Consider the following 20,847-nt stretch of genomic DNA (forward strand, 5'->3'; position numbering starts at 1 on the left):
GTCACCTTCAGCAGCAGGACGGTCCGGGCGCACGACGGAGTGCGGTCGTCGTTGACCGTGCCCGCCAGCCTACGACCCGGCGCCGCTGCGGGCGAAGTCGGAGGCCGCGCGGGTGCGCCCATCGCGCTCGTGGGTCGCGCCCGGTCGGCCGGGACGCCGTGTGTCCTCGCGGTCGGCCGCGAACTACCCTGAACCCGTCGATTCTTCGTCCTCCGAGGCCCCCATGCGCATCGCCGTGACCGGCTCCATCGCCACCGACTACCTGATGACCTTCCCGGGTCGCATCTCCGAACAGCTCGTGCCCGACCAGCTCGACCGCGTGTCGTTGTCGTTCCTGGTCGACGAGCTCGAGGTCCGCCGGGGCGGCGTGGCCGCCAACATCGCCTTCGGGCTCGCCCTGTTCGGCCAGCGTCCGGTGCTGGTCGGCGCGGTCGGCGAGGACTTCAACACCGACTACCGGGCGTGGCTGGATCGCCACGGCGTCGACACCTCCGGGGTCCACGTGTCCGAGCTCAAGCACACCGCCCGGTTCCTGTGCACCACCGACGACGACCAGAACCAGATCGCGTCGTTCTACACCGGCGCGATGGAGGAGGCCCGCTTCATCGAGCTCGGGCCGATCGCGCAGCGGCTGGGCGGCCTGGACATGGTGGTGGTGTCGCCCAACGACCCCACCGCCATGCTGCGCCACACCGAGGAGTGCCGCGAGCAGGACATCGCCTTCATGGCCGACCCGGGCCAGCAGATCGCGCGCATGCCCGGCTCGGACGTCCGCAAGCTGGTCGACGGTGCCGCCGTGCTGATCATGAACGACTACGAGAAGGCCCTGCTCGAGCGCAAGACCGGCTGGGGCGACGACGAGGTGCTCAAGCGGGTCGACGTCCGCGTGACCACGCTGGGCCCGAAGGGTTGCCTGCTGGAGCGCGAGGGCGACGAGCCCGTGCGCGTGGAGGCGGTGCCGGAGCGACGTCGCACCGACCCGACGGGCATGGGCGATGCCTTCCGTTCCGGCTTCCTCGCCGGACAGTCGTGGCAGCTCGACCTCGAGCGGTGCGCCCAGCTCGGATCGCTGACGGCGACCTACGTGCTCGAGCACGTCGGCACGCAGGAGTACGGGCTGGAGCGCACGAGCTTCCTCGACCGGTTCCGCACCGCGTACGGCCGCGACGCCGCCAGCGAGCTCGAGGACCGACTGACCATCCGCTAGAGGTGGTCGCCTGAGCTTCGCTCAGGTTGGAGTTGCTGCGCGGCCTGCGGCCGCGTTGGAGTTGTTCGCTGCGCTCACAACATCCCGCTCTCCTCTTCGCCGAGGGCGGGCGTCCGGGTCAGAGGTGGTCGACGATCCAGTCGACCGTGGCGACGTAGGCCTGCAGGTCCGACGCCGGGACGGCCGGGAACATCCCGACCCGCAGCTGGTTGCGACCGAGCTTGCGGTAGCCGTCGGTGTCCAGGACCCCGTTGGCGCGCAGCACGTCGTTGACCAGGTCGGCGTCGATCGCGTCGTCGAGGTCGATCGTCGCCACGACCAGTGAACGCTCCGACACGTCCGTGACGAACGGCGACGCCCAGTCCCGCTCACCGGCCCAGTCGTAGACGATTGCCGCCTTGTCGCGCTGGTCGGCCACGACCGCGTCCAGTCCGCCACGACCGGCCAGCCAGTCCGTCTGCTCGGCCGCCAGGAAGATCGTCGACACCGACGGCGTGTTGTAGGTCTGTTCCTTGCGCGAGTTGGTGACCGCGGTCGACAGTCGCAGGAAGGGTGGGATCCACCGGTCACCGCCCGCGAGCTCGTCGATCCGCTCGAGCAGCGCGGGCGAGGCGATGACCACCGTCAGGCCTCCCTCGGCGGCGAAGCCCTTCTGCAACGAGAAGTAGTAGGCGTCGACCTGCGACAGGTCGACCGGGAGTCCACCCGCGCCCGAGGTCGCGTCGACCAGCACCAGGGCGTCGTCGGCGCGGACCGGGTCCATCATCACGCCGGTGGACGTCTCGTTGTGGGTCAGGGCCTGCACGTCGACGTCGTCGGGGGCGGGCGTGACGGTCGGCGCCGTGCCGATCCGGGACTCGACGACGTCGGGGTCGGCGAGGAACGGTGCCTCGGCCGTGACCGCGGCGAACTTGCCCGAGAACTCGCCGAAGACGTAGTGACGGGCGCGCCCACGGACCAGCCCGAACGTGGCTGCGTCCCAGAAGGCCGTCGCCCCGCCCATGGCCAGCAGGACCTCGTACCCGTCGGGCAGGTCGAAGACCTCGGCGATGCCCCGCCGCAGCCGGGCGACCTGGTCCCGGACCCGGTCCTTGCGATGCGACGTCCCGAGCAGGTCGGCACCCGTGGCGGCAAGCGCCTCCAGTGCCTCCACGCGGACACGGGACGGTCCACAGCCGAACCGCCCGTCGGCGGGCAGCAGGTCGGCGGGCACGGTCAGGTCGGGCGTGGCGGGCATGGGTTCCCCCGGCGGTCGGGTGCGGGGCACGGACACTACGGCGTGGCTGGCCGACGTCGCCACTCGGCCCGGTGGCAACCGGGCCGAGCCACACGCCGTGGCCGGACGCTACTCCTTGACGTAGGGCACGCCGTCGGCGGCGGGTGGCCGCGGCCGCCCGACCAGTCCGGCGACGACCACGATGGTCACCAGGTACGGGGCCATCAGGAGGAACTCCGACGGGATCGGGACCTGCACGATGGCGAGGCCACCCGACAGTGAGCCGGCGAACCCGAAGATCAGCGCGGCACCGAGTGCGCCGAAGGGACGCCAACGACCCACGATCATCGCTGCCAGCGCGATGAAGCCCAGCCCCGCAGTCATCTCCTCGGAGAACTGGGCGGCGGAGTCCAGGGTGAAGAAGGCGCCGCCAAGGCCGGCCACCGCGCCCCCCAGGACGACGGCCTGGTAGCGGATCCGGTAGACGTTGATGCCGACGGTGTCGGCGGCCCGGGGGTGCTCACCGACCGAGCGGACCCGCAGGCCCCACTTGGTCTTGAACAACGCCCAGTGGACCAGCAGCACGGCGGCGAACGCCCCGTAGACGAAGATGGTGTGGTTGAAGAACAGCGGCCCCAGCACCGGGATCCGCGACAGCACCGGGATCCCGATGGGTGACACGATCGCCGGGGTGTTGAGGTCGGGGTTGGGGGTCAGCAGCTGGCTGGCCAGGAACGACGTCAGCCCGGTCGCGAACACGATCAGCACGACCCCGACGATGATCTGGTCGGTGCGGTACTTGATCGCCATCACGGCCAGCAGCCACCCGATGAAGGCCCCGCCGGCAGCCCCGGCCAGCAGTCCGACCCAGGCGTTGCTGGACACGCTGCCGACCAGGGCGCCGGTGAACGCCGCGGTGAGGAACTGGGCCTCGATGGCGATGTTCATGACTCCGGAGCGTTCGCACAGCACGCCGGCGAGCGCTCCGAACACCAGGGGAACGGCCTGGCGGATGGTCAGGCGCAGGATCGCGAGCAGGTTCAGCGAGGAGCCCGCGGTCGCCCAGGTCAGGAAGGCGAACACGAACAGCGCCAGGACCAGGCCGAGCACCAGGTACGTGCGTCGGCCGAAGCCGCGGGCGAGCTGGATCCCGCCGGCGAAGGCCGCGAGGATCGCGACGACGAGCACCACCGTGCCGACAGAGACGACCAGGTCGGGCATCTGGAAGTACGGGTCCCCACCGGTGATGTCGCGCAGGACGAAGGTGGCCTCGCCCCCCTCCCCGAGCAGGAACAGCAGGGTGACGGCGGCCAGCGCCACCAGGAAGATGCCGAAGGCGCGTCGTCGGGTGACCAGGGGGCTGGTCGGGTCCAGCCCGTCGTCGCGGGTGGACTCGGCGGGACGGGCGTCGAGGTCGGCACTCATGCGGACCACCCCCCGGACGCGGTGGCCTCCAGGCCACTCTCCTTGCGGGTCTTGACGTGCCACAGGGAGCGGATCAGGGCCGGGGCCGCGATGAAGATCACGATCAGGGCCTGCAGGACGGTCACCAGGTCAAGCGAGATCTGGGTGTCGGCCTGCATGGCCAGCCCACCGGCCCGCAGCCCACCGAACAGCAGGGCCGCGGCGATGACGCCCAACGGACTGGAGCGGCCCAGCAGGGCGACGGTGATCCCGTCGAACCCCAGCCCGGCGGCGAACCCGGGCGTGATCCGTCCCTGGACCCCGGACAGCTGCACGATTCCGCCGAGCGCCGCGAGCCCACCGGCGATCGCCAGGACCAGCCAGTAGATCCGGTCGGGATTCATGCCCGCGAACCGGGCGGCGCGTGGGTTGTGCCCGACCGCCTTGATCTCGAAGCCCAGCGTGCTGCGCTCCAGCATCCACCAGGTCGCGATCGCGACCAGCACCGCCAGCACGAACCCCCAGTGGACCCGAAAGCCGGCGCCGAACAACAGTGGCAGGGTCGCCGAGCCGGCCACGGCCTTGCTGATCGGGTCCGGGCGGTCTGGCCGCTGGAACAGCGCGGTCAGCAGCAGGTAGTCGGTGAGCAGGATCATGATGTTGTTGAGCATGATCGTCGTGATGACCTCGTGGGCCCCGGTACGCGCCTTGAGGATGCCCGCGACCCAGCCGACGATCGCGCCCCCCAGGAACCCGGCGAGCAGGGTCAGGGGCAGGTGGATGACCATTGGCAGGCCGGTCACGCCGAAGCCCACCAGCCCGCCCAGCAGGGCGCCGCCGAGGAACTGCCCCTCGCCACCGATGTTGATGATCAGGGCACGGAACGGCAGGGCGAAGGCCAGCCCGGTCAGGATCAGCGGGGTGGCCGACACCAGCGTCTCCGACCACGCGCGCGGGCCCCCGAGGGCACCGCGGAACAGCGCCCCGTAGGCACCGCCGACGGTCTCCCACGCCGCCGCGAAGAAGTCCCCGGGCCGGGCGAAGAAGTACGTCAGCGTCTCGCGGGTCGCCTCCTCCGACAGGATGATCAGCACGGCCCCGATGGCCAGCGCCGTGACCAGCGCCAGGAACGTCAGCAGCAGGGTCTGGCCGTCGACGATCTCGGTCCGGAACCGGGCGAGCCAGCCCGGGTCCTCGTCCCGTCGCTCGCGCTCGTCGACCGCCTCGTCGACCGCCTCGGGGGGCGGGTCGTCGCTGGTGCTCATGTCTGCTCGTCCGTCGGGTCGCTCATGCCTGTCGGGATCCTCGCTCATGTCTGCGGGGGCTGTTCGGCCGAACCGCTGGCCGTGACGGGCCGGTCCGGGTCGATGCCGGCCATCAGCAGTCCGATGGCGTCCCGGTCGACCGGGGCGTCGTAGGGGCCGGACAGTGTTCCGCCGTGCATCACCGCGACTCGGTCGCCCAGAGCCATCACCTCGTCGAGCTCGGTGGAGACGACCAGCACGGCGTGCCCGGCATCGCGGAACGCCACTATCCGCTCGTGGATGTACTCGATGGAGCCGACGTCGATGCCGCGGGTCGGTCCCGCCGCGACCAGCACGCGCAGGTCACGGGCGAACTCGCGCGCGACCACGACCTTCTGCTGGTTGCCGCCGGACAGGTTGCCCATGTCGGTGTGGATCGAGGGCGTGCGGATGTCGAACTCCTCGACCTCCTTGCGGGCCAGCTCGTCGATGGTGCGTGACTGCAGGACCCCACGGCGTGCGTAGGGTTCGGCGTCCCACGTGTTCAGGACCAGGTTCTCGGCGACGCTGAACTCGGCGACCATGGCCTCGGCGTAGCGGTCCTCCTGGACCTGGCCGACCCCAGCACGCAGGATCTCCTTCGGGTGGAGCCCGACCAGCTCGCGTCCGTCCAGCTCGATGCTGCCACCGGTCACCTCGGCGACCCCGTTGAGGGCCTCCACGAACTCGCTCTGCCCGTTGCCCTGGACCCCGGCGATCGCGACGATCTCGCCGGCCCGCAGGTCCAGGTCGACGCCCTTGACGGCCAACTGGCCACGGTCGTTCACGACCTCCAGTCCCCGGATGGCCAGCACCACCTCGCCCGGGGTGGCGGGCTCGCGGTCCACGACCAGGTCGACCTCGCGACCGACCATCATCGCGGCGAGCTGGTCCTGGTCGGTCTCGGCCGGGGTGGTGTGGCCGGCGATCTCGCCGCCACGCAGGACGCTGATCCGGTCCGCCACCTCCAGCGCCTCGCCCAGCTTGTGGGTGATGAAGATGATCGAGGTCCCCTGGTCCTTGAGGGCCCGCATCGCCGTGAACAGCTCCTCGGTCTCCTGGGGGGTCAGCACCGCGGTCGGCTCGTCCATGATCAGCAGTTCGGCGTCGCGGTACAGGGCCTTGAGGATCTCGACGCGCTGCTGGAGGCCGACCGGCAGGTCCTCGATGACGGCGTGCGGGTCGACCGGCAGGTTGTGGCGGTCCGACAACTCGCGGACCGACTCCTCGGCCCGGCGCACGGCGAGCCGGCCGGCGCCACGGGTCGGCTCCACGCCCAGCACGATGTTCTCGGCGACGGTGAACACGGGCACCAGCATGAAGTGCTGGTGGACCATGCCGATGCCGGCCGCGATTGCGTCGCCGGGCCCGTTGAAGGTCCGTGGCTGGTCGTCGAGCAGGACCTCGCCCTCGTCAGCGTCGTAGAGGCCGTACAGGACGTTCATGAGGGTCGACTTGCCGGCCCCGTTCTCGCCGATCAGGGCGAGGATCTCGCCCTCCTCGACCACCAGGTCGACGTCCCGGTTGGCGATCACGCCCGGGAAGCGCTTGGTGACGCCGCGCATCTCCATCTTCACCGCAAGGTCCCTCCCCGTCGTCACCGACACCCGCGGTGGGCCGAACGCCACCCCCGTCGGTACGCGTTGGGGGCACGCTAGCAGCGTGCCCCCAACGACGACGGTCGATCCCGGCGAGCGATCAGCCGCCCGACGTGACCTCGATCTCGCCGTCGATGATGCCCTGGCGGATCTCGTCCAGCGCGGTCAGGGTCTCCTCGGAGACGTCACCCTCGAAGTCGTGGAACGGCGCGATGGCGACACCCTCGTTCTCGAGCGTGCCGGTGTACAGGCCACCCTCGAAGCTGCCGTCGACGCCGGCGGCGATGGTGTCGTAGACCGCCACGTTCATGTTCTTCATGACCGAGGTGAGGATCAGGTCCTGGAACTGGGCGACGCTCTCGTAGCCGTCGGTGTCGACCCAGATCATCTTGCCGGTGCCGGCGGCGCGCAGTGCCGCACCGGTGCCCTGGCCGACGGGGCCGGCGACCGGCATGATGATGTCGGCGCCGTTCTGCAGCAGCTGCTCGGTGATGTTGCGGCCCTTGGTCTGGTCCTCGAAGTCCCCGGTGAACTGGCCCTCGGCGCCGTCCCACCCGAGCACCTCGACGTTGGCGTCGTTCTGCTCGTTGTAGTAGTTGGCGCCAGCCAGGTAGCCGTCCATGAAGATCGACACGGTCGGGATGTTGAGTCCGCCGTAGGTGCCGATCGCGTTGGTCTCGGTCTGGTCGGCGGCGACGTAGCCGGCGAGGAACGCGGCCTGGTCGGTGGCGAAGGTCAGCTCACGCACGTTGTCGAAGGTGATGTCCTCACCGGCCTCGGCGTCGAAGAAGTCGAAGTCGACGATGGCGAAGTTCTGGTCGGGGTTGGCCTCGGCGGCGGCCGCGGTGGCCTCGCCGAGCAGGAAGCCCACGGTCACGATCAGGTCGCAGTCCTGGTCGATGAACTCGTTGATGTTGGGCTCGAAGTCGGCGGCGGACTGGGACTCGAGCACGCTGATCGAGACGCCGAGCTCCTCCTCCGCACGCTGCATGCCCTCGTAGGAGGTCTGGTTGAACGAGCGGTCGTCGACCCCTCCGGTGTCGGTGACCATGCACGCCGAGTAGTCGGCGTCGCCGGCAGCGGTGGCGGTCTCGGACCCCGACTCGGTGGCCATGGCGCTCTCGGTCGCCATGTCGCTCTCGGTCGGCATGGCGGACTCGGTCGCCTCGGCGGTGGTCTCCTCCTCGGTGCTCGTCTCCTCGGGCGCGTCACCGCACGCGGTGATCACGAGGGCCGATGCAGCAAGCATGGCTCCCCAGCGGTAGTGCTTCCTCATGGTGTCTCCTGTGTGGGCTGATGCGCCGGTGGTGCGACCGAGACGTCCCGGTCACTGCCCCAGCAGGCGATCTGGCGATGTTCGTCCCCCGCCCGACGCGTGTCGGAGCAGGGTAGTCGTTCGGATGCGGCGGGGGGACGGCTGTCGGCTGCGGGGAGCTGGATGCTCCGGCCACGTCAACGACCGAGATAGTAGGGCCGGGGAGCCCGGGGTGGACCGAGGTGTCCGTCAGGTGCGCACGGTGGTGGCGCGGTCAGTGGACCTGCTCGGCGTCCGGCACGTAGTCCCGGTCGGCGTCGAGCTGGTCACGTCCCGGCGCGAACCAGCGCAGGAGTCCGAAGCCGAGCAGTCCGGCGACCAGCGAGCCGGCGAAGATCCCGATCTTGGCCGCGTCCGCCGCGGCCGGGTCCTCGAAGGCCAACGACGCGACGAACAGCGCGACGGTGAAGCCGATCCCGGCCAGCAGTGCCAGGCCCGCGACGTGGGTCCACGTCGTGAAGTGCGGCAGGCGGCCGAGGCCCGTCCTGACCGCCATCCAGGCGAAGCCGAACACGCCGACGAACTTGCCGACCACCAGGCCCAGGGCGACACCGAGCGTGACGGGGTCGCTGACCAGGCCGCCCAGCGCACCGGCGTCGATGACCACCCCGGCGTTGGCCAGGGCGAAGATCGGCACCACGACGTAGGAGGACCACGGCGCCAGGGCGTGCTCGGTGCGGTCCAGGGGTGGGACGGTCTCGGTCGCCAGGCGGCGCAGGTCGGTGACCAGCCCGGTCACTCGCTCCTTGGTGTGGTGGTCGACCTCGTCGAGCGAGTCGGAATCGGGCAGGTAGTTGTCGATCCGGGCCGTGAGTTGCTCGGCCCGCGGGGCGAACAGTCGCGGGCTGTAGTGCGAGGTCACGGGGGTCAGCAGGGCCAGCGCGACGCCGGCGATCGTGGCGTGGACACCCGATTCCAGCACCGCCAGCCAGACGAACGTCCCCACGATCAGGTACGCCGGCAGCGCCCGGATGCCCGCCCGGTTCATGCCCCAGACGGCGACCAGCCCGGCGACCGCGGCCAGCAGCCAGCCCATGGCCAGCTCGGTGGTGTAGACCAGGGCGATGACCGCGATCGCACCCACGTCGTCGACGATCGCCAGCGCCAACAGGAACAGCTTGGCCCCCACGGGGACGCGGCTGCCGACCATCGACACCACGCCCACCGCGAACGCGATGTCCGTGGCCATCGGGATCCCCCACCCGTGGGCGTAGTCCCCCCCGACGTTGAACAGCAGGTAGATGGCTGCCGGGACGACCATGCCGCCCAGCGCCGCGATCGCGGGCAGGGCCGCGGCTCGCGGGTCACGCAGGTCGCCGACGACCACCTCGCGCTTGATCTCGAGGCCCACCACGAAGAAGAAGATCACCATGGCGGCGTCGTTGATCCACTCCTGCACCGTGAGCTCGCTCAGGTGGTGGAAGTGGTAGCCGCCGAACGAGATCTCGATCGTGGACTCGAAGATCGTGAAGTACGAGTCCCCGATCGGCGAGTTCGCCCAGGCCAGGGCGACCACGGCCGCGATCAGCATCAGGATGCCGCCCGAGGCCTCGAGTCGGAAGAAGCTGAGTGCCGGCTGCACGAACGTGCGGGGCACGAACCGGTCGCTCTCGCGCCAGCCCGGGGGCAGGACGGGGTCGGATTGGGGGTCGGACGTCACGGCGCTCCTCGGCACACACGAAGTGGGGCGCACGATACCGCGACCCGCTCAGCCCCCGCGAGACCGGTGCGCGACGACGAACGGCCCTCCCACGTGGGAGGGCCGTTCAGCGAACTCTGGGGCGGCCGGTCCGGTCGGCAGGGTGGTCGGTCGCCGCTGTCTGGCGATGCGACCACCATGTGCTCAGTACCGGTAGCTGTCTTCCTTGTAGGGGCCGCCGACGTCGACGCCGAGGTAGTCGGCCTGCGCCTGGGTCAGCGTGGTCAGCTTGGCGCCGACCTTCTCGAGGTGGAGGCGGGCGACCTCCTCGTCGAGGTGCTTGGGCAGGACGTACACCTCGTTCTTGTACTCGGCGTGGTTGTTCCACAGCTCGAGCTGGGCCAGCACCTGGTTGGTGAACGAGGTCGACATCACGAACGAGCTGTGGCCCGTGGCGCAGCCCAGGTTGAGCAGGCGTCCCTCGGCGAGCAGGATGATCGAGCGGCCGTTGGGCAGGTGCACCAGGTCGACCTGTGGCTTGACGCTGGTCCACTCGAACTCGCGCAGCGCCTCGGTCTGGATCTCGGTGTCGAAGTGGCCGATGTTGCCGACGATCGCGTGGTCCTTGAGCCGCAGCATGTCGTCCACGGTCAGGATGTCGTCGTTGCCGGTGGCGGTGATGACGATGTCGACGTCGTCGATGACGTCGTCGAGCAGCACCACGCGGTAGCCCTCCATGGTGGCCTGGAGCGCGTTGATGGGGTCGATCTCGGTGACGACCACGGTGGCGCCCATGCCGGCCAGCGCCTGGACGCAGCCCTTGCCCACGTCGCCGTAGCCGCACACGACCGCGCGCTTGCCGGCGATCATCACGTCGGTCGCCCGCTTGATGCCGTCGATCAACGACTCGCGGCAGCCGTAGAGGTTGTCGAACTTGGACTTGGTGACCGAGTCGTTGACGTTGATCGCCGTCATCCGCAGGGTCCCGCCCTTGCTGTACTGGCGCAGGGTCTTGATCCCGGTGGTGGTCTCCTCGGAGACGCCGAGGATGTCGGGGATCAGCTCCTCGTACTCCTCGTGGACCAGGGCGGTGAGGTCGCCGCCGTCGTCCAGCAGGAGGTTGGGGCCCTTGCCGTCACCGAAGTCCAGCGTCTGGCGGATGCACCACACGTACTCGTCCTCGGTCTCGCCCTTCCAGGCGAACACCGGCGTGCCGGCGGCGGCGACGGCCGCGGCAGCGTGGTCCTCGGTGGAGAAGATGTTGCACGAGGACCAGCGGACCTCGGCACCCAGCTCCTCGAGGGTCTCGATCAGGACCGCGGTCTGCACGGTCATGTGGAGGCAGCCAGCGATGCGGGCACCCGCCAGCGGCTGGGTGTCGGCGTGGCGCTCGCGCAGCGCCATCAGGCCGGGCATCTCCTTCTCGGCCAGTTCGATGGCGATGCGTCCGGAGGCCGCGAGGTCGAGGTCGCGGACCTTGAAGTCGCCGGTGGTCGCGGAGGTGTCGGCAGGGGTGGTCGAGGTGCTCACGGGTGGCCCTTGGTTCGATGCCGGCCACGAACGGGCTGCGTGCACGTCGGCACATGCAGGACACGTCGGGCCGTGGAGGTTCGCCGTCGCCGGACTCGGCGGGCACCAACAGGGTGCCAGATCCGACGCGACGATGCCGGGACCGAGGGGCGCCGGACGGACAGGGACCTCGGGCGTTCAGGCCAGGCGGTCGACGTCCATGCGGTCACGACGCAGCCGCACGTCGTCGTCCCGCACGGTGTCGAGCAGCTCGAGGAACCGGGCCCGAGGCAGGTCGGAGGCACCCATCGAGCGCAGGTGCGGGGTGGTCAGCTGCGTGTCCAGCAGCACGCCCCCGGCCAGGGCCAGCCGGTTCACGAGGTCGACCAGCGCGACCTTGGACGCGTCGCTGACCCGGTGGAACATCGACTCGCCCGTGAAGATGCCGCCGACGAGGAGGCCGTAGATCCCGCCGACCAGGTCGTCGCCGTCCCACACCTCCAGGCTGTGGGCCCACCCCAGGTCGGCCAGCGTCCGGTAGGCCGCCGCCATCTCGTCGGTGATCCAGGTCCCCTCCCCCGGTCGATGGCGACAGCCGGCCATGACCCCACCGAAGTCGTGGTCGACGGTGGTCGCCCAGCCCGACGTGCGCAGGCGCGCACGCAGGGAGCGCGACACGCGGACGTCGTGGACGTGGATGACCCCCCGGGGGTCGGGCGAGAACCACGGCAGCGGCAGGTCGTCGTGTGGCCACGGGAAGATGCCGTGGCGGTAGGCGTCCACGAGGGTGGCCGGGTGCAGGTCGGCGCCGACGCCGATGACGCCGTGCTCGTCGGCGGTCTCGGGCGCCGGCAGGATCCATCGGGACGGGCCCGGCGGTCGCGGGGGCGCGGTGTGGCTGGTCATGGCACGAATCTAGGCCGGCGGTGGGACCCGGTGGCGACTCCGGTGCCGTGCCCCGAGGCGACGACGACGATTACCGTGGGCACGACATCGCGGGCGAAGTGCCTGCCCGGTCGAACGAGGACGTGGCCATGCGACTGCACCTGGTGGACGGGACCTTCGAGCTGTTCCGGGCCCACTTCTCCCCCGGTCCGTCGCGGGAGGCCGGTGGCCGCGACGTCAAGGCCACGGTCGGGGTGGTCCGCACCCTGCTGGCCCTGCTCGACGATCCCGACGAGGCCGTGACCCATCTCGCCGTGGCCTACGACAACCCGATCGAGTCGTGGCGCAACGAGACGTTCCCGGCCTACAAGGACGGCTCCGGGATCGAACAGGAACTGCTGGACCAGTTCGACCTGGTGGAGGAGGCAACGGCTGCGCTGGGGATCGTGGTCTGGTCGATGCAGCAGTGGGAGGCCGACGACGCGCTGGGGACGGCCGCCGTCCGGTGGTGCGACGACGTGGACCAGGTCCGGGTGATGACCGTCGACAAGGACCTCGGCCAGGTCGTGTCGGGTGACCGGATCGTGCAGGTCGACCGGATGCGCGACCGCGAGTTCGACGAGCAGGGCGTCGTCGCACGCCTGGGCGTGCCACCCGCGTCGGTGCCGGACTACCTCGCCCTGGTCGGCGACACGGCCGACGGCATCCCGGGCCTGAGGGGCTTCGGCGCGAAGACGGCCGCGACCCTCCTCACCCGCTGGGGTCACCTCGAGGACATCCCCGCCGACCCCGACGACTGGGACGTGCCGGTCCGTGGCGCCGCCCGCCTGGCGGAGACGCTGGCGGCCGAGCGCGAGGCGGCCGAGCTGTACCGCCACCTCGCCACGCTCAGCCTCGACGTCCCCCTGGCCGAGGAGCTCGACGACCTCGCCCATGCCGGCGTGCCACGCAGCGCCACGGCGACGTTCGACCGCCTGGAGGTCGACCTCGCCGACCGCGTTGCCACCTGGGCGGACTGATCCGGGTCGGCTCGACCCCGTCCGTGCTGCGGGGGACCTGCCGGACCACGTCTCCGACGGGGCGTAGCCTCCGCACGGGATCCGCCGGCTCCCCGCCGGCGGCCGCTCGACGACCGACCCGGGCCTGGCTCGGGCCCGACCCGGGCCGGGGTTCGTCGCCACGCCGACCCGACCGCCCACCACTCGACCCCTCCGGATCGACGACGTGACCGAGACCCAGGATCCGACCGCGACCTCGTCGCGTCGTGGGGCCACGCTGGTCGCGGCGGGGATCCTCGCGTCCCGGGTCATGGGCTTCGTGCGCCTGCGCGTGATCGGCAACTTCTTCGGCACCTCCGCGGTGGCCGACGCCTTCTTCACCGCGTTCCGGATCCCCAACGTCATGCAGAACCTGCTGGGCGAGGGTGTGCTCTCCGCGTCGTTCATCCCGGTGCACGCCAAGCTGCTGGCGGCGGGACGCCGGGAGGAGGCGGGACGCGTCGCCGGCGCGGTCCTGGGGCTGCTGACGGTCACCGCCGCGGTCGTGTCCCTCGCCGGCATCCTGCTGGCCGACCCCCTGACGTCCCTGGTCGCCCCGGGCTTCGTCGGGGCCAAGCGCGACCTGACCGTGCAGCTGATGCGGATCATGACGCCGGGCATCGGGCTGCTGGTGCTCTCGGCATGGTGCCTGGGCGTGCTCAACGCCCATCGGAAGTTCTTCCTGTCCTACGTCGCACCCGTGATCTGGAACGTGATGCAGATCGGGGCGCTGGTCGGCGCGGCCTGGTTCATCCTGGATCCGCCACTGGCGGTGGCCGACGCCAGCCCGTCCCAGCTCGAACAGCTCGCGGTCGCGCTGGCGTTCGGCGCGCTGGCCGGTGGCCTGGCCCAGTTCCTGGTGCAGCTGCCCGCGGTGCTCCGGCTCGAGCCGGACCTGCGCCCCAGCCTGCGTCGCGACCTCCCCGGCGTGCGCCAGGTCCTGCGTGCGGCCGGCCCGGTCGTGGCCGGGCGGGGCGTCGTCCAGCTCGCGACCTACGTCGACCTGCTGCTGGCGTCACTGCTGGCGACCGGGGCGGCCGCACTGCTGACCTACTCCCAGCAGCTGTACCTGTTGCCGGTCAGCCTGTTCGGGATGAGCGTGGCCGCGGCCGAGCTGCCGGACCTGTCCGCCATGGACCACGGGGACGTCCGGCGCGTGGCCACCCGGATCGACGACGGGCTGGCCCGGATCGCCTTCTGGGTCGTGGGATCGATGGTGGTCTACATCGTGGTCGGCGACCTGCTGGTCGGGACGCTGTTCCGCACCGGGGCCTTCGACGCCGACGTGCAGACCGCCGTGTGGCTGGTGCTCGGCACCTTCTCGCTCGGGCTGGTCGCCACGACCTCGTCCCGCCTGCTGCAGTCGTTGCTGTACGGCGTCGGGGACACCCGGACGCCGGCCATCACCTCCGTCATCCGGGTCGGGGTGTCGATCGTGGTCGGTGGCCTGCTGATGCTGCAGTTCGACCGGTTCGGGATCGTGGACGGCGCCGTCACCCTGCTGGATCCCGGGTCCCTGCCGACCTTCCGACCGGTGGATCCCACCCTGCGGGGCCAGGCGGTCGACCAGCAGCTGCGGCTCGGCGCCGTGGGCCTGGCGGTCGGTGCGGGCATCGGGGCATGGGTCGAGTGGCGCCGGCTCCGACGCGTGATCGCGGACCACATGGGGGTCCGCGCCCGCATCGCGGGTCGGTCACGAGGCCGACTGCTCCTGCCCGCCGTGGCCGCGGTGGCCGCCGGGCTGGCCGCACGGGTCCTGGTCCGTGGGTGGCCGGTCGCCATCGCCGGGGTGGTCGCGACCGGCGTGGTCGGCCTGGTCTACGTCGCCACCGCGTTCCGCACCGGTGTCGGGGAGGTCGACGCGGTCGTCGGCTCGCTCGCCCCACGGCTCGGACCGGTCGGTCGGGTCCTGCTGCTGTGGCGCGCCTCACTGCGTCGCAACCGCCCCCGCGACTGACCGGACCTGCCGCGTGGCTGCGGCAGCTGTCAGGGGGCGAGGATCACCTTGCCGAGGTGGCCCCCCCGGTCGAAGTCGTCGTAGGCGGTGGCGGCGTCGCCGAGGTCGTGGATCGCGGCGACCGGGACGGTGTAGGCATCGCGTGCGGCCAGCGTGCCCAGGACGTGGCCGGCGGACCGGGTCGCGGTCACGCGGTCGGCCAGGGGACGGGCACGCAGGGTCGAGCCCCGCAGGGTCGCGCGGGCACCCATCAGTGCCAGCAGGTCCAGCTCCAGGCGGGAACCGGCACCCACCCCGATCACCACGATCCGTGCACCGGTGGCCAGTGACCGCAGCAGCGTCGCGACGCTGGGGGCACCGACCAGTTCGAGGACGACGTCGAACGGGCCGGCCGCGGCCTGGTCGTCGGGCAGGACCACCTCGGCGGCACCGAGTGACCGCAGCGCGTCGTGGCGGTCCTCTCCACGGGCGGAGGCGACCACCTCGGCCCCCGTGGCGACGGCCAGCTGGATCGCCGCCGTGCCGACCCCGCCCGCGGCCCCGGTCACCAGCAGGCGGTCGCCGGGTCCGAGTCGGCCCTGCGTGAACAGGGCGTCGTGGGCGGTGATGAGCGCCTCGGGGGCGCCGCCGGCATGCACGAGGTCCCAGCCGTCGGGCACGCCGAGGACCAGGTCGGCGGGTGTCGTGACCAGCTCCGCCTGGGCGGCACCACCGACGATGCCCATCACGCGGTCGCCGGGGGCGTGGTCCACCACGCGATCGCCGACGGCGGTGACCGTCCCGGCGAACTCCAGGCCGGGCTGGTCGTCGGGGATGCCGGCCGGCGCCGGGTAGTGGCCGGCGCGCTGCAGCAGGTCGGCGCCGTTCAGTCCCGCTCCCGCGACCCGCACCAGCAGCTCGTCCGGACCCGGCGCGGGATCGGGTCGGTCCGCCACCCGGATCGTGCCGTCGTCGATGGTGACTGCCTGCATCGTGGACTCCTCGGTCGCGGTGGGGGCTGCCCGGGGTCAGTCGTCGTCGTGGACGGGGTCGTCGAAGTGGGACTGGGACTCCGGCGCGATCCCGGCCAGGACCTGCTCCTGGAGCATGGCCAGCCAGTCGACGACCTGCACGGCGGCCACGGTGGTCTCGTCGGGGACGGGGCCGTCCGACCGGCCCTCGAGCATGCCCGGGAGATCGATCCTGGCGGCGATCGCCAGCCGCACGTCGTTGACCACGCCCAGCAGCGCCACCGCCTGCTCGTCGTCGACCGCCAGTCGCTCGGTGTCCTCGTCATGGGTCGCGAGCAGGTCCTGGACCGTCGTGAACGCCTCACGGCGGCCCGCGACCAGGTCGGGGTGCACGAGGTCACGCAGGTCGGCGTCGAGCGTGTCGTCCGTGCTGGTGGCCGGGTACAGCCGTTGCCACGCTGGATGCTGCTCGTCGGGCTCGTCGTGGAGGGCGACCAGTTCGTCGACCAGGCGCGCGAGCAGCCCGACGGTGCCAGGCGGAACAACCAGCTCGTGCACCATCGCGGCTCCGTTCGGTCGATCGGCTCGACGAGACGCGGCCTGCGCCCCGGTCGTCCGAACGGGCGTCCCGACACTCGCGATCAGGCAGCCCGCTGGATGGTGGCCTGCAGTCCGTAGCCGTGCAGTTGCTGGAGGTACAGCTCGGCGCGTTCACGGGGCTCGGAAGCCACCAGGGACTTGCCCTCGCGGTGGACCTCCAGCATCAGCTTGCGTGCGACCGGCTCCGGGAAGGAGAACACCCGCATGAACACCCAGACCACGTAGGACATGAGGTTCACCGGATCGTCCCAGACGATCACGTCCCAAGGACGGTCCGGGTCGATGTCGGTGGTGGTCTCGGGGTCGTCGACCAGGGGGGCAGGCTGGCCCGACAGGACCCCGGGCGCAGCCCCCACGACCCGGTGACCGCGCACCCCGACCACGCGGGGGCCGGTGCGGCCCGGGCGGGCCGGTGAGGTCGGCGACGAGGCGCGGTCGGGCACGTCGGGTTCAGCGACGCCGACGGCGGTTCTGGCGACGACGGCGGTCGCGCTCCTCGAGGTCGTTCCAGGTCGGCGGCTGGCCGAGCGTGCGACCCACGGGGTTGTCGTCCGGCGCGGCGCGCACGACCTCGACGTCGACGGCCTTGTCGCCCTGCTCGCCCTCGCCGACCTCGTAGGTGACCTCGTCGCCGGAGCGCAGGGCGCCCCCGCTGACGTCGTCGACGTGGACGTAGACCTCTTCGCCGTCCTCGGCGGTGAGGAAGCCGAACTGGCGATCGGGATGGAAGACCTTGACGCGGCCGGTGGGCATGGAGAAGTCCGTTTCGTGCGGGGAACGTCGCGCGAGGCTCGCGCGACGGCGGGGTTCGTCGGGAGGGTCGGGATCGAGACTGTGCACGCCACCAGGGGTCGCATCGTCGCCGGGCCCGTCGAGGGAGCGGCGCGGTCGATGACCGATGGTCGCGCCGGCGGTGGGCCGCCGGTGGGGCTGGTCGCACGCGCACACCGCGTCCGACGTCGATCGGCCATGCTACCGCACCGGCCGAGCGGCATCCGGACGCTTCCTGTCACGGTGGACGCCCCCGTCACGGACCCGACGTGGGGCCGTGGGACCGGCGTCACGGCCGCTGCCACGCGCACGGGTTCGTCCGCCGACTCAGCCCTGTGCGGCGATGAATGCCCGGCACGCGTCGACCACGTCGTCGTGGTCCCCCTCGGCCAGGGCCTGCAGCGGACTGCGACCGTCCAGTCGACGAGCCGGCTGGCCCAGCCAGGCGGCGGCCTGGTCGTCGTCGACCCAGCCCTGCAGCAGCCGCAGGACGTCCAGGCCCGTCTCCAGGGCCGCCCGGTCGTCGCCCAGGTCGTCGACCGGCTCGTCGCCCACCAGTGCACGCAGCTCGAGCTCGTCGTCCATCGGTTCGTCGCGGTACACGGCGCGCTCAGCCCTCCGCGGACTGCAGGCGACGATGGGCCGCCTCGCACGAGCGCGCGTACTCCGCGGCCGCCTCGAGCCGGTCGTCCATGCGCGACAGCTCGTCGCGCACCGCCTCCTGGCGCTCGCGGACGGCGTCGGCCAGCGGATCGTCGGTGTGGCGGAGGCGGCGGCGCAGGCGGCCGGGTGCGTCGTCGGCCGCGGCGTTGGTCTCGGCCAGGAAGCGGGTCAGCCGACGCAACTCGTCGCGGAGGTGCTCCTCGTAGCGCTGCAGGTCGGCGTGGTCCTCACGTGCCCGCAGCAGGGCGAAGTAGGCGGATTCGACCTCGGAACGCATGGTGGGGTGCCTCGGATCGCGGTGGTCAGGTCGACTCGACGCGTGCCTTCAGGCCCTTCAGGCCGGTGTCGAGGATGGTGCGGGCCGCACGCTTCTTGATGAACCCGGGCACCGGCATCGAGATGTCGACCTCGAGGGCGTAGGTGACGTGGGTGCTGCCGTCCCGGTCGACGAGCGTGTAGCTGCCGTCGAGCTGGCGCAGCACCTCGCCCTCCAGGAGCGACCACTGGACGTCGGCGGGGCCGTCGTAGTCGTAGCGCAGCACGTAGTCGACCTGGGCGACCCGGGCGTCGACGTCGAAGCGCGCGTCGCGGGGGCGGCCCTGGCCGTCGGTGGACACGACGTCGACGCTGTTCACGTCGTCGGACCACTCGGGATAGGCCTCGAGGTCGAGGATGACCGCCAGGACCTCGTCCGGCGTGGCGTCGATGACGACGGTGTCGCTGACCTTCTGGCCCATGGCGCTCTCGATGTCGATGATGCGGCGGGAGGTGAGCCTATCGGTGGGGCTCCCGGGCGCATCCCCGGCCGCCCCTCCCCCGGTTGCGGGGGAGCATTCAGCCGGCGGTCGACGTGCCCCGGGGCTGGTCCTCGGGCTGGTCATCGGGCTGGTCGTCGTGGTCATCCGCCACGACGTCCTCGGCAGGGCGCCCGCGCAGGGTGGTCGCGGTGTCGTCGGAGCCGACCGGGTCGAGCCCGCGCTCCGCGAGCTCGTCGGCGAGCCGGTCGATGCCCGCCTCCAGCGAACGCAGCCGGCCCAACCCCCGGCGCAGCTCGCGGCGCAGCCGGTCGCGCTCGACGACGGCGGCGCCGTAGCCCTCGCCGTCACCCTCCCAGGCGGGACAGACCGACTGGTGGTCGCACCAGTCGCACAGCCGGGTGGGCACGGGCTCGTACTGCTCGTCCAGCACACGACGCGCGGTGTCGACGATCGCCTCGCGCGCCCCGTCGAGGTCGAGTTCGTCGACGGCGACCCGGACCTCGACGCCGGCGACGACGTAGTCCAGGGCCACCGTGGCCGGCAGCCGTCCGTACAGGTGCTCGCAGGCCAGGGCGTAGATCGCCAGCTGGAGAGAGCCGCGGACCTTCTCGCGGTCGCGGAGCTTGCCGGTCTTGTAGTCCACGACGTGCAGGTCGCCGTCGTCGTCGACGTCGACCCGGTCGATCGACCCGACCACGAGGGCCTCGTCGCCGACGGGGAGCTCGAACCACTTCTCGGTGTCGGCGGCGGGCCGGTAGTCGTCGGCCACCCGCTGGTGGTAGCGCTGCAGGGTGTGCTGGGCACGGCGGTAGTCGTCGACCTGGCGGTCGCGTGACACCTCGGCGTAGCCGGACGAGTCCCAGTGGTCGTAGAGGAACTCGAGCAGCTCGTCCTGGGAGGGCATCCCGAACAGCGTCCGCTCGTGGAACAGCTCGAGCGCCGCGTGGATCGAGGTGCCGAAGGACAGGTAGGTCGCACTCTTTCCCGGCAGGTGGTCGACGTAGCGGTAGCGGAACCGCAGCGAGCACTGCTGGAAGGTGTCGATGCGCGAGAACGACAGCCGGACTCGCCCGTCGGTGGCGATCAGCGGCGGCCGCGTCGGCTCCAGCTCACCCCCGTCGACCCCCTCGTCGTCCTCGGTCCCGTCCAGCCGCAGCACGGCCCCGTCAGTCGTCACCGTCGTCGTCTCCATGCCCCCCAACCTATCCCCGCCGAGTGACACCCCCACCGACGTCTCCCACCCTGTGCATCACCCATCCCTGGGCACCCAACCAGCCTCGCCGAAGCAGAGCTGGACGTTGCGAGGCTCCAGCCGAGCAACTCCAACTTGGTGAGTCCGTGCCCGGAGTGGGCCAGATCCGCAGCCATCAGCCATGTCCGGGCACGGCTCACCAAGCGTCGAGCGGCGACTCGTCGAAGCGCATCACGATGTCGTTGGGCTGCACGGTCAGGGTGACCTCCTCCTGGGGCACCCACAGCGGGATGCAGGAGCCCTGGCCGGCGTGGCCCATCAGGAAGATGCCGAGCTCGCCGTCGGGGCTGATCCCCACCAGCTGGCGGGCGTAGGACAGCAGCTCGTGGACCTCGGCGTTGCCGGCGCGGCGACGCTGGTAGGTCTGGGCCCAGCGGGACTCGCTGCGTCCGTAGTTGGCGATGATCTGCCCGTTGGAGATCTTGGCCAGGGAGTTCAGGCTGCGAACGGACTTGAGCGCCTTGTCGCCCTTGGCGGTCTTGGCCAGGCGCACGGCGGCATCGGGGTTGGACAGGATCCCCGGGAGTTCGTCGAGGTCGAACGTGCCGGCGGCCTGGGCCGCCTTCTGGCGTTCGACCGGGATCTGGATCGAGGTCTTCTTGGCTGCCACGATGGTCCTCGGAGGGGTTGCGGGCGGAGATGTCGGGTCGGGTGCGACGACGCCGCCCCCCCGACCGGGAGGTCGGGTGGTCGCGACGCGGACGTGGTGGTACCCCCGACGGGATTCGAACCCGCGTCACCACCTTGAAAGGGTGGGATCCTCGACCGCTGGACGACGGGGGCGTGGGGCCGGGTGGACGAAA

General features: G+C 71.3%; 20 protein-coding genes and 1 tRNA gene. 3 read left to right on the forward strand and 18 right to left on the reverse strand.

The annotated features are described in order from the left end of the window. Window positions 1–223 precede the first annotated feature (223 nt). Window positions 224–1,207 carry a carbohydrate kinase family protein gene (locus tag KR546_RS03880; protein WP_238443390.1) on the forward strand — a complete coding sequence of 328 codons (984 nt, stop codon included), beginning with the start codon at window positions 224–226 and terminating at the stop codon, window positions 1,205–1,207. 118 nt (window positions 1,208–1,325) lie between these two features. On the opposite strand, the gene serC is transcribed toward KR546_RS03880, so the two are convergent. The 8 genes from serC to aat all read right to left on the reverse strand — a co-directional run bounded on the left by serC (window position 1,326) and on the right by aat (window position 12,077). Next, window positions 1,326–2,444, reverse strand: coding sequence for a phosphoserine transaminase (serC, locus tag KR546_RS03885; RefSeq protein ID WP_238443391.1), 1,119 nt, complete (start codon window positions 2,442–2,444; stop codon window positions 1,326–1,328). Window positions 2,445–2,552: 108 nt separating this feature from the next. After that, entirely contained in the window at window positions 2,553–3,848 is a 1,296-nt protein-coding gene (locus KR546_RS03890) for an ABC transporter permease (protein ID WP_238443392.1), read from the reverse strand. Then, window positions 3,845–5,092, reverse strand: a complete 1,248-nt coding sequence (locus tag KR546_RS03895) for an ABC transporter permease (RefSeq protein ID WP_238443393.1) — start codon at window positions 5,090–5,092, stop codon at window positions 3,845–3,847. The genes KR546_RS03890 and KR546_RS03895 overlap by 4 nt, the downstream gene beginning before the upstream one ends. A gap of 44 nt (window positions 5,093–5,136) precedes the next feature. Continuing rightward, window positions 5,137–6,687: an ABC transporter ATP-binding protein gene (locus KR546_RS03900; protein ID WP_420804238.1), complete on the reverse strand. Its 1,551-nt coding sequence runs from the start codon at window positions 6,685–6,687 to the stop codon at window positions 5,137–5,139. A gap of 121 nt (window positions 6,688–6,808) precedes the next feature. Next, window positions 6,809–7,984 carry a BMP family lipoprotein gene (locus tag KR546_RS03905; protein WP_238443394.1) on the reverse strand — a complete coding sequence of 392 codons (1,176 nt, stop codon included), beginning with the start codon at window positions 7,982–7,984 and terminating at the stop codon, window positions 6,809–6,811. 253 nt (window positions 7,985–8,237) lie between these two features. Next, window positions 8,238–9,683 (reverse strand): Na+/H+ antiporter NhaA, encoded by a 1,446-nt coding sequence (nhaA, locus tag KR546_RS03910; RefSeq protein ID WP_238443395.1) that lies wholly within the window; start codon window positions 9,681–9,683, stop codon window positions 8,238–8,240. A 183-nt stretch (window positions 9,684–9,866) separates the two neighbouring features. After that, a complete protein-coding gene (gene ahcY / locus KR546_RS03915) occupies window positions 9,867–11,192 on the reverse strand; it encodes an adenosylhomocysteinase (protein ID WP_238443396.1) in 1,326 nt (441 codons plus the stop codon). Window positions 11,193–11,369: 177 nt separating this feature from the next. Next, window positions 11,370–12,077 (reverse strand): leucyl/phenylalanyl-tRNA--protein transferase, encoded by a 708-nt coding sequence (gene aat, locus KR546_RS03920; protein ID WP_238443397.1) that lies wholly within the window; start codon window positions 12,075–12,077, stop codon window positions 11,370–11,372. Window positions 12,078–12,205: 128 nt separating this feature from the next. Here aat and KR546_RS03925 point away from each other — a divergent pair, with 128 nt between their 5' ends. After that, window positions 12,206–13,075 carry a 5'-3' exonuclease gene (locus KR546_RS03925; RefSeq protein WP_238443398.1) on the forward strand — a complete coding sequence of 290 codons (870 nt, stop codon included), beginning with the start codon at window positions 12,206–12,208 and terminating at the stop codon, window positions 13,073–13,075. A gap of 205 nt (window positions 13,076–13,280) precedes the next feature. Beyond that, a complete protein-coding gene (gene murJ / locus KR546_RS03930; RefSeq protein WP_238443399.1) occupies window positions 13,281–15,050 on the forward strand; it encodes a murein biosynthesis integral membrane protein MurJ in 1,770 nt (589 codons plus the stop codon). Between the two features lie 29 nt (window positions 15,051–15,079). On the opposite strand, the gene KR546_RS03935 is transcribed toward murJ, so the two are convergent. The 10 genes from KR546_RS03935 to KR546_RS03980 form a co-directional block, all read right to left on the reverse strand. Then, the gene (locus KR546_RS03935; protein ID WP_238443400.1) at window positions 15,080–16,021 is read right to left on the reverse strand and encodes a zinc-binding dehydrogenase; all 942 of its coding nucleotides are present in this window, start codon (window positions 16,019–16,021) and stop codon (window positions 15,080–15,082) included. A gap of 36 nt (window positions 16,022–16,057) precedes the next feature. Next, window positions 16,058–16,561 carry a DUF2017 family protein gene (locus KR546_RS03940; protein WP_238443401.1) on the reverse strand — a complete coding sequence of 168 codons (504 nt, stop codon included), beginning with the start codon at window positions 16,559–16,561 and terminating at the stop codon, window positions 16,058–16,060. An 80-nt stretch (window positions 16,562–16,641) separates the two neighbouring features. Then, window positions 16,642–16,935, reverse strand: a complete 294-nt coding sequence (gene clpS, locus KR546_RS03945) for an ATP-dependent Clp protease adapter ClpS (protein WP_238443529.1) — start codon at window positions 16,933–16,935, stop codon at window positions 16,642–16,644. A 115-nt stretch (window positions 16,936–17,050) separates the two neighbouring features. After that, the gene (locus KR546_RS03950; RefSeq protein ID WP_238443402.1) at window positions 17,051–17,353 is read right to left on the reverse strand and encodes a cold-shock protein; all 303 of its coding nucleotides are present in this window, start codon (window positions 17,351–17,353) and stop codon (window positions 17,051–17,053) included. 345 nt (window positions 17,354–17,698) lie between these two features. Next, window positions 17,699–17,956, reverse strand: a complete 258-nt coding sequence (locus KR546_RS03955) for an antitoxin Xre/MbcA/ParS toxin-binding domain-containing protein (protein WP_238443403.1) — start codon at window positions 17,954–17,956, stop codon at window positions 17,699–17,701. Between the two features lie 25 nt (window positions 17,957–17,981). After that, window positions 17,982–18,311 (reverse strand): hypothetical protein, encoded by a 330-nt coding sequence (locus KR546_RS03960; RefSeq protein ID WP_238443404.1) that lies wholly within the window; start codon window positions 18,309–18,311, stop codon window positions 17,982–17,984. Window positions 18,312–18,336: 25 nt separating this feature from the next. After that, complete coding sequence (locus KR546_RS03965; protein WP_238443405.1) at window positions 18,337–18,771, reverse strand: SRPBCC family protein; 435 nt, start codon at window positions 18,769–18,771, stop codon at window positions 18,337–18,339. Window positions 18,772–18,868: 97 nt separating this feature from the next. After that, window positions 18,869–19,984 carry a RecB family exonuclease gene (locus KR546_RS03970; protein ID WP_238443406.1) on the reverse strand — a complete coding sequence of 372 codons (1,116 nt, stop codon included), beginning with the start codon at window positions 19,982–19,984 and terminating at the stop codon, window positions 18,869–18,871. Between the two features lie 196 nt (window positions 19,985–20,180). Continuing rightward, on the reverse strand, window positions 20,181–20,654 hold the full coding sequence (locus KR546_RS03975) for a hypothetical protein (protein WP_238443407.1): 474 nt from the start codon (window positions 20,652–20,654) through the stop codon (window positions 20,181–20,183). A gap of 97 nt (window positions 20,655–20,751) precedes the next feature. Beyond that, window positions 20,752–20,827: transfer RNA gene (locus KR546_RS03980), tRNA-Glu, on the reverse strand. Window positions 20,828–20,847 lie beyond the last annotated feature (20 nt).

The sequence above is a fragment of the Salsipaludibacter albus genome, from assembly GCF_019798055.1.
Taxonomy (GTDB): Bacteria; Actinomycetota; Nitriliruptoria; order Nitriliruptorales; family Nitriliruptoraceae; genus Salsipaludibacter; species Salsipaludibacter albus.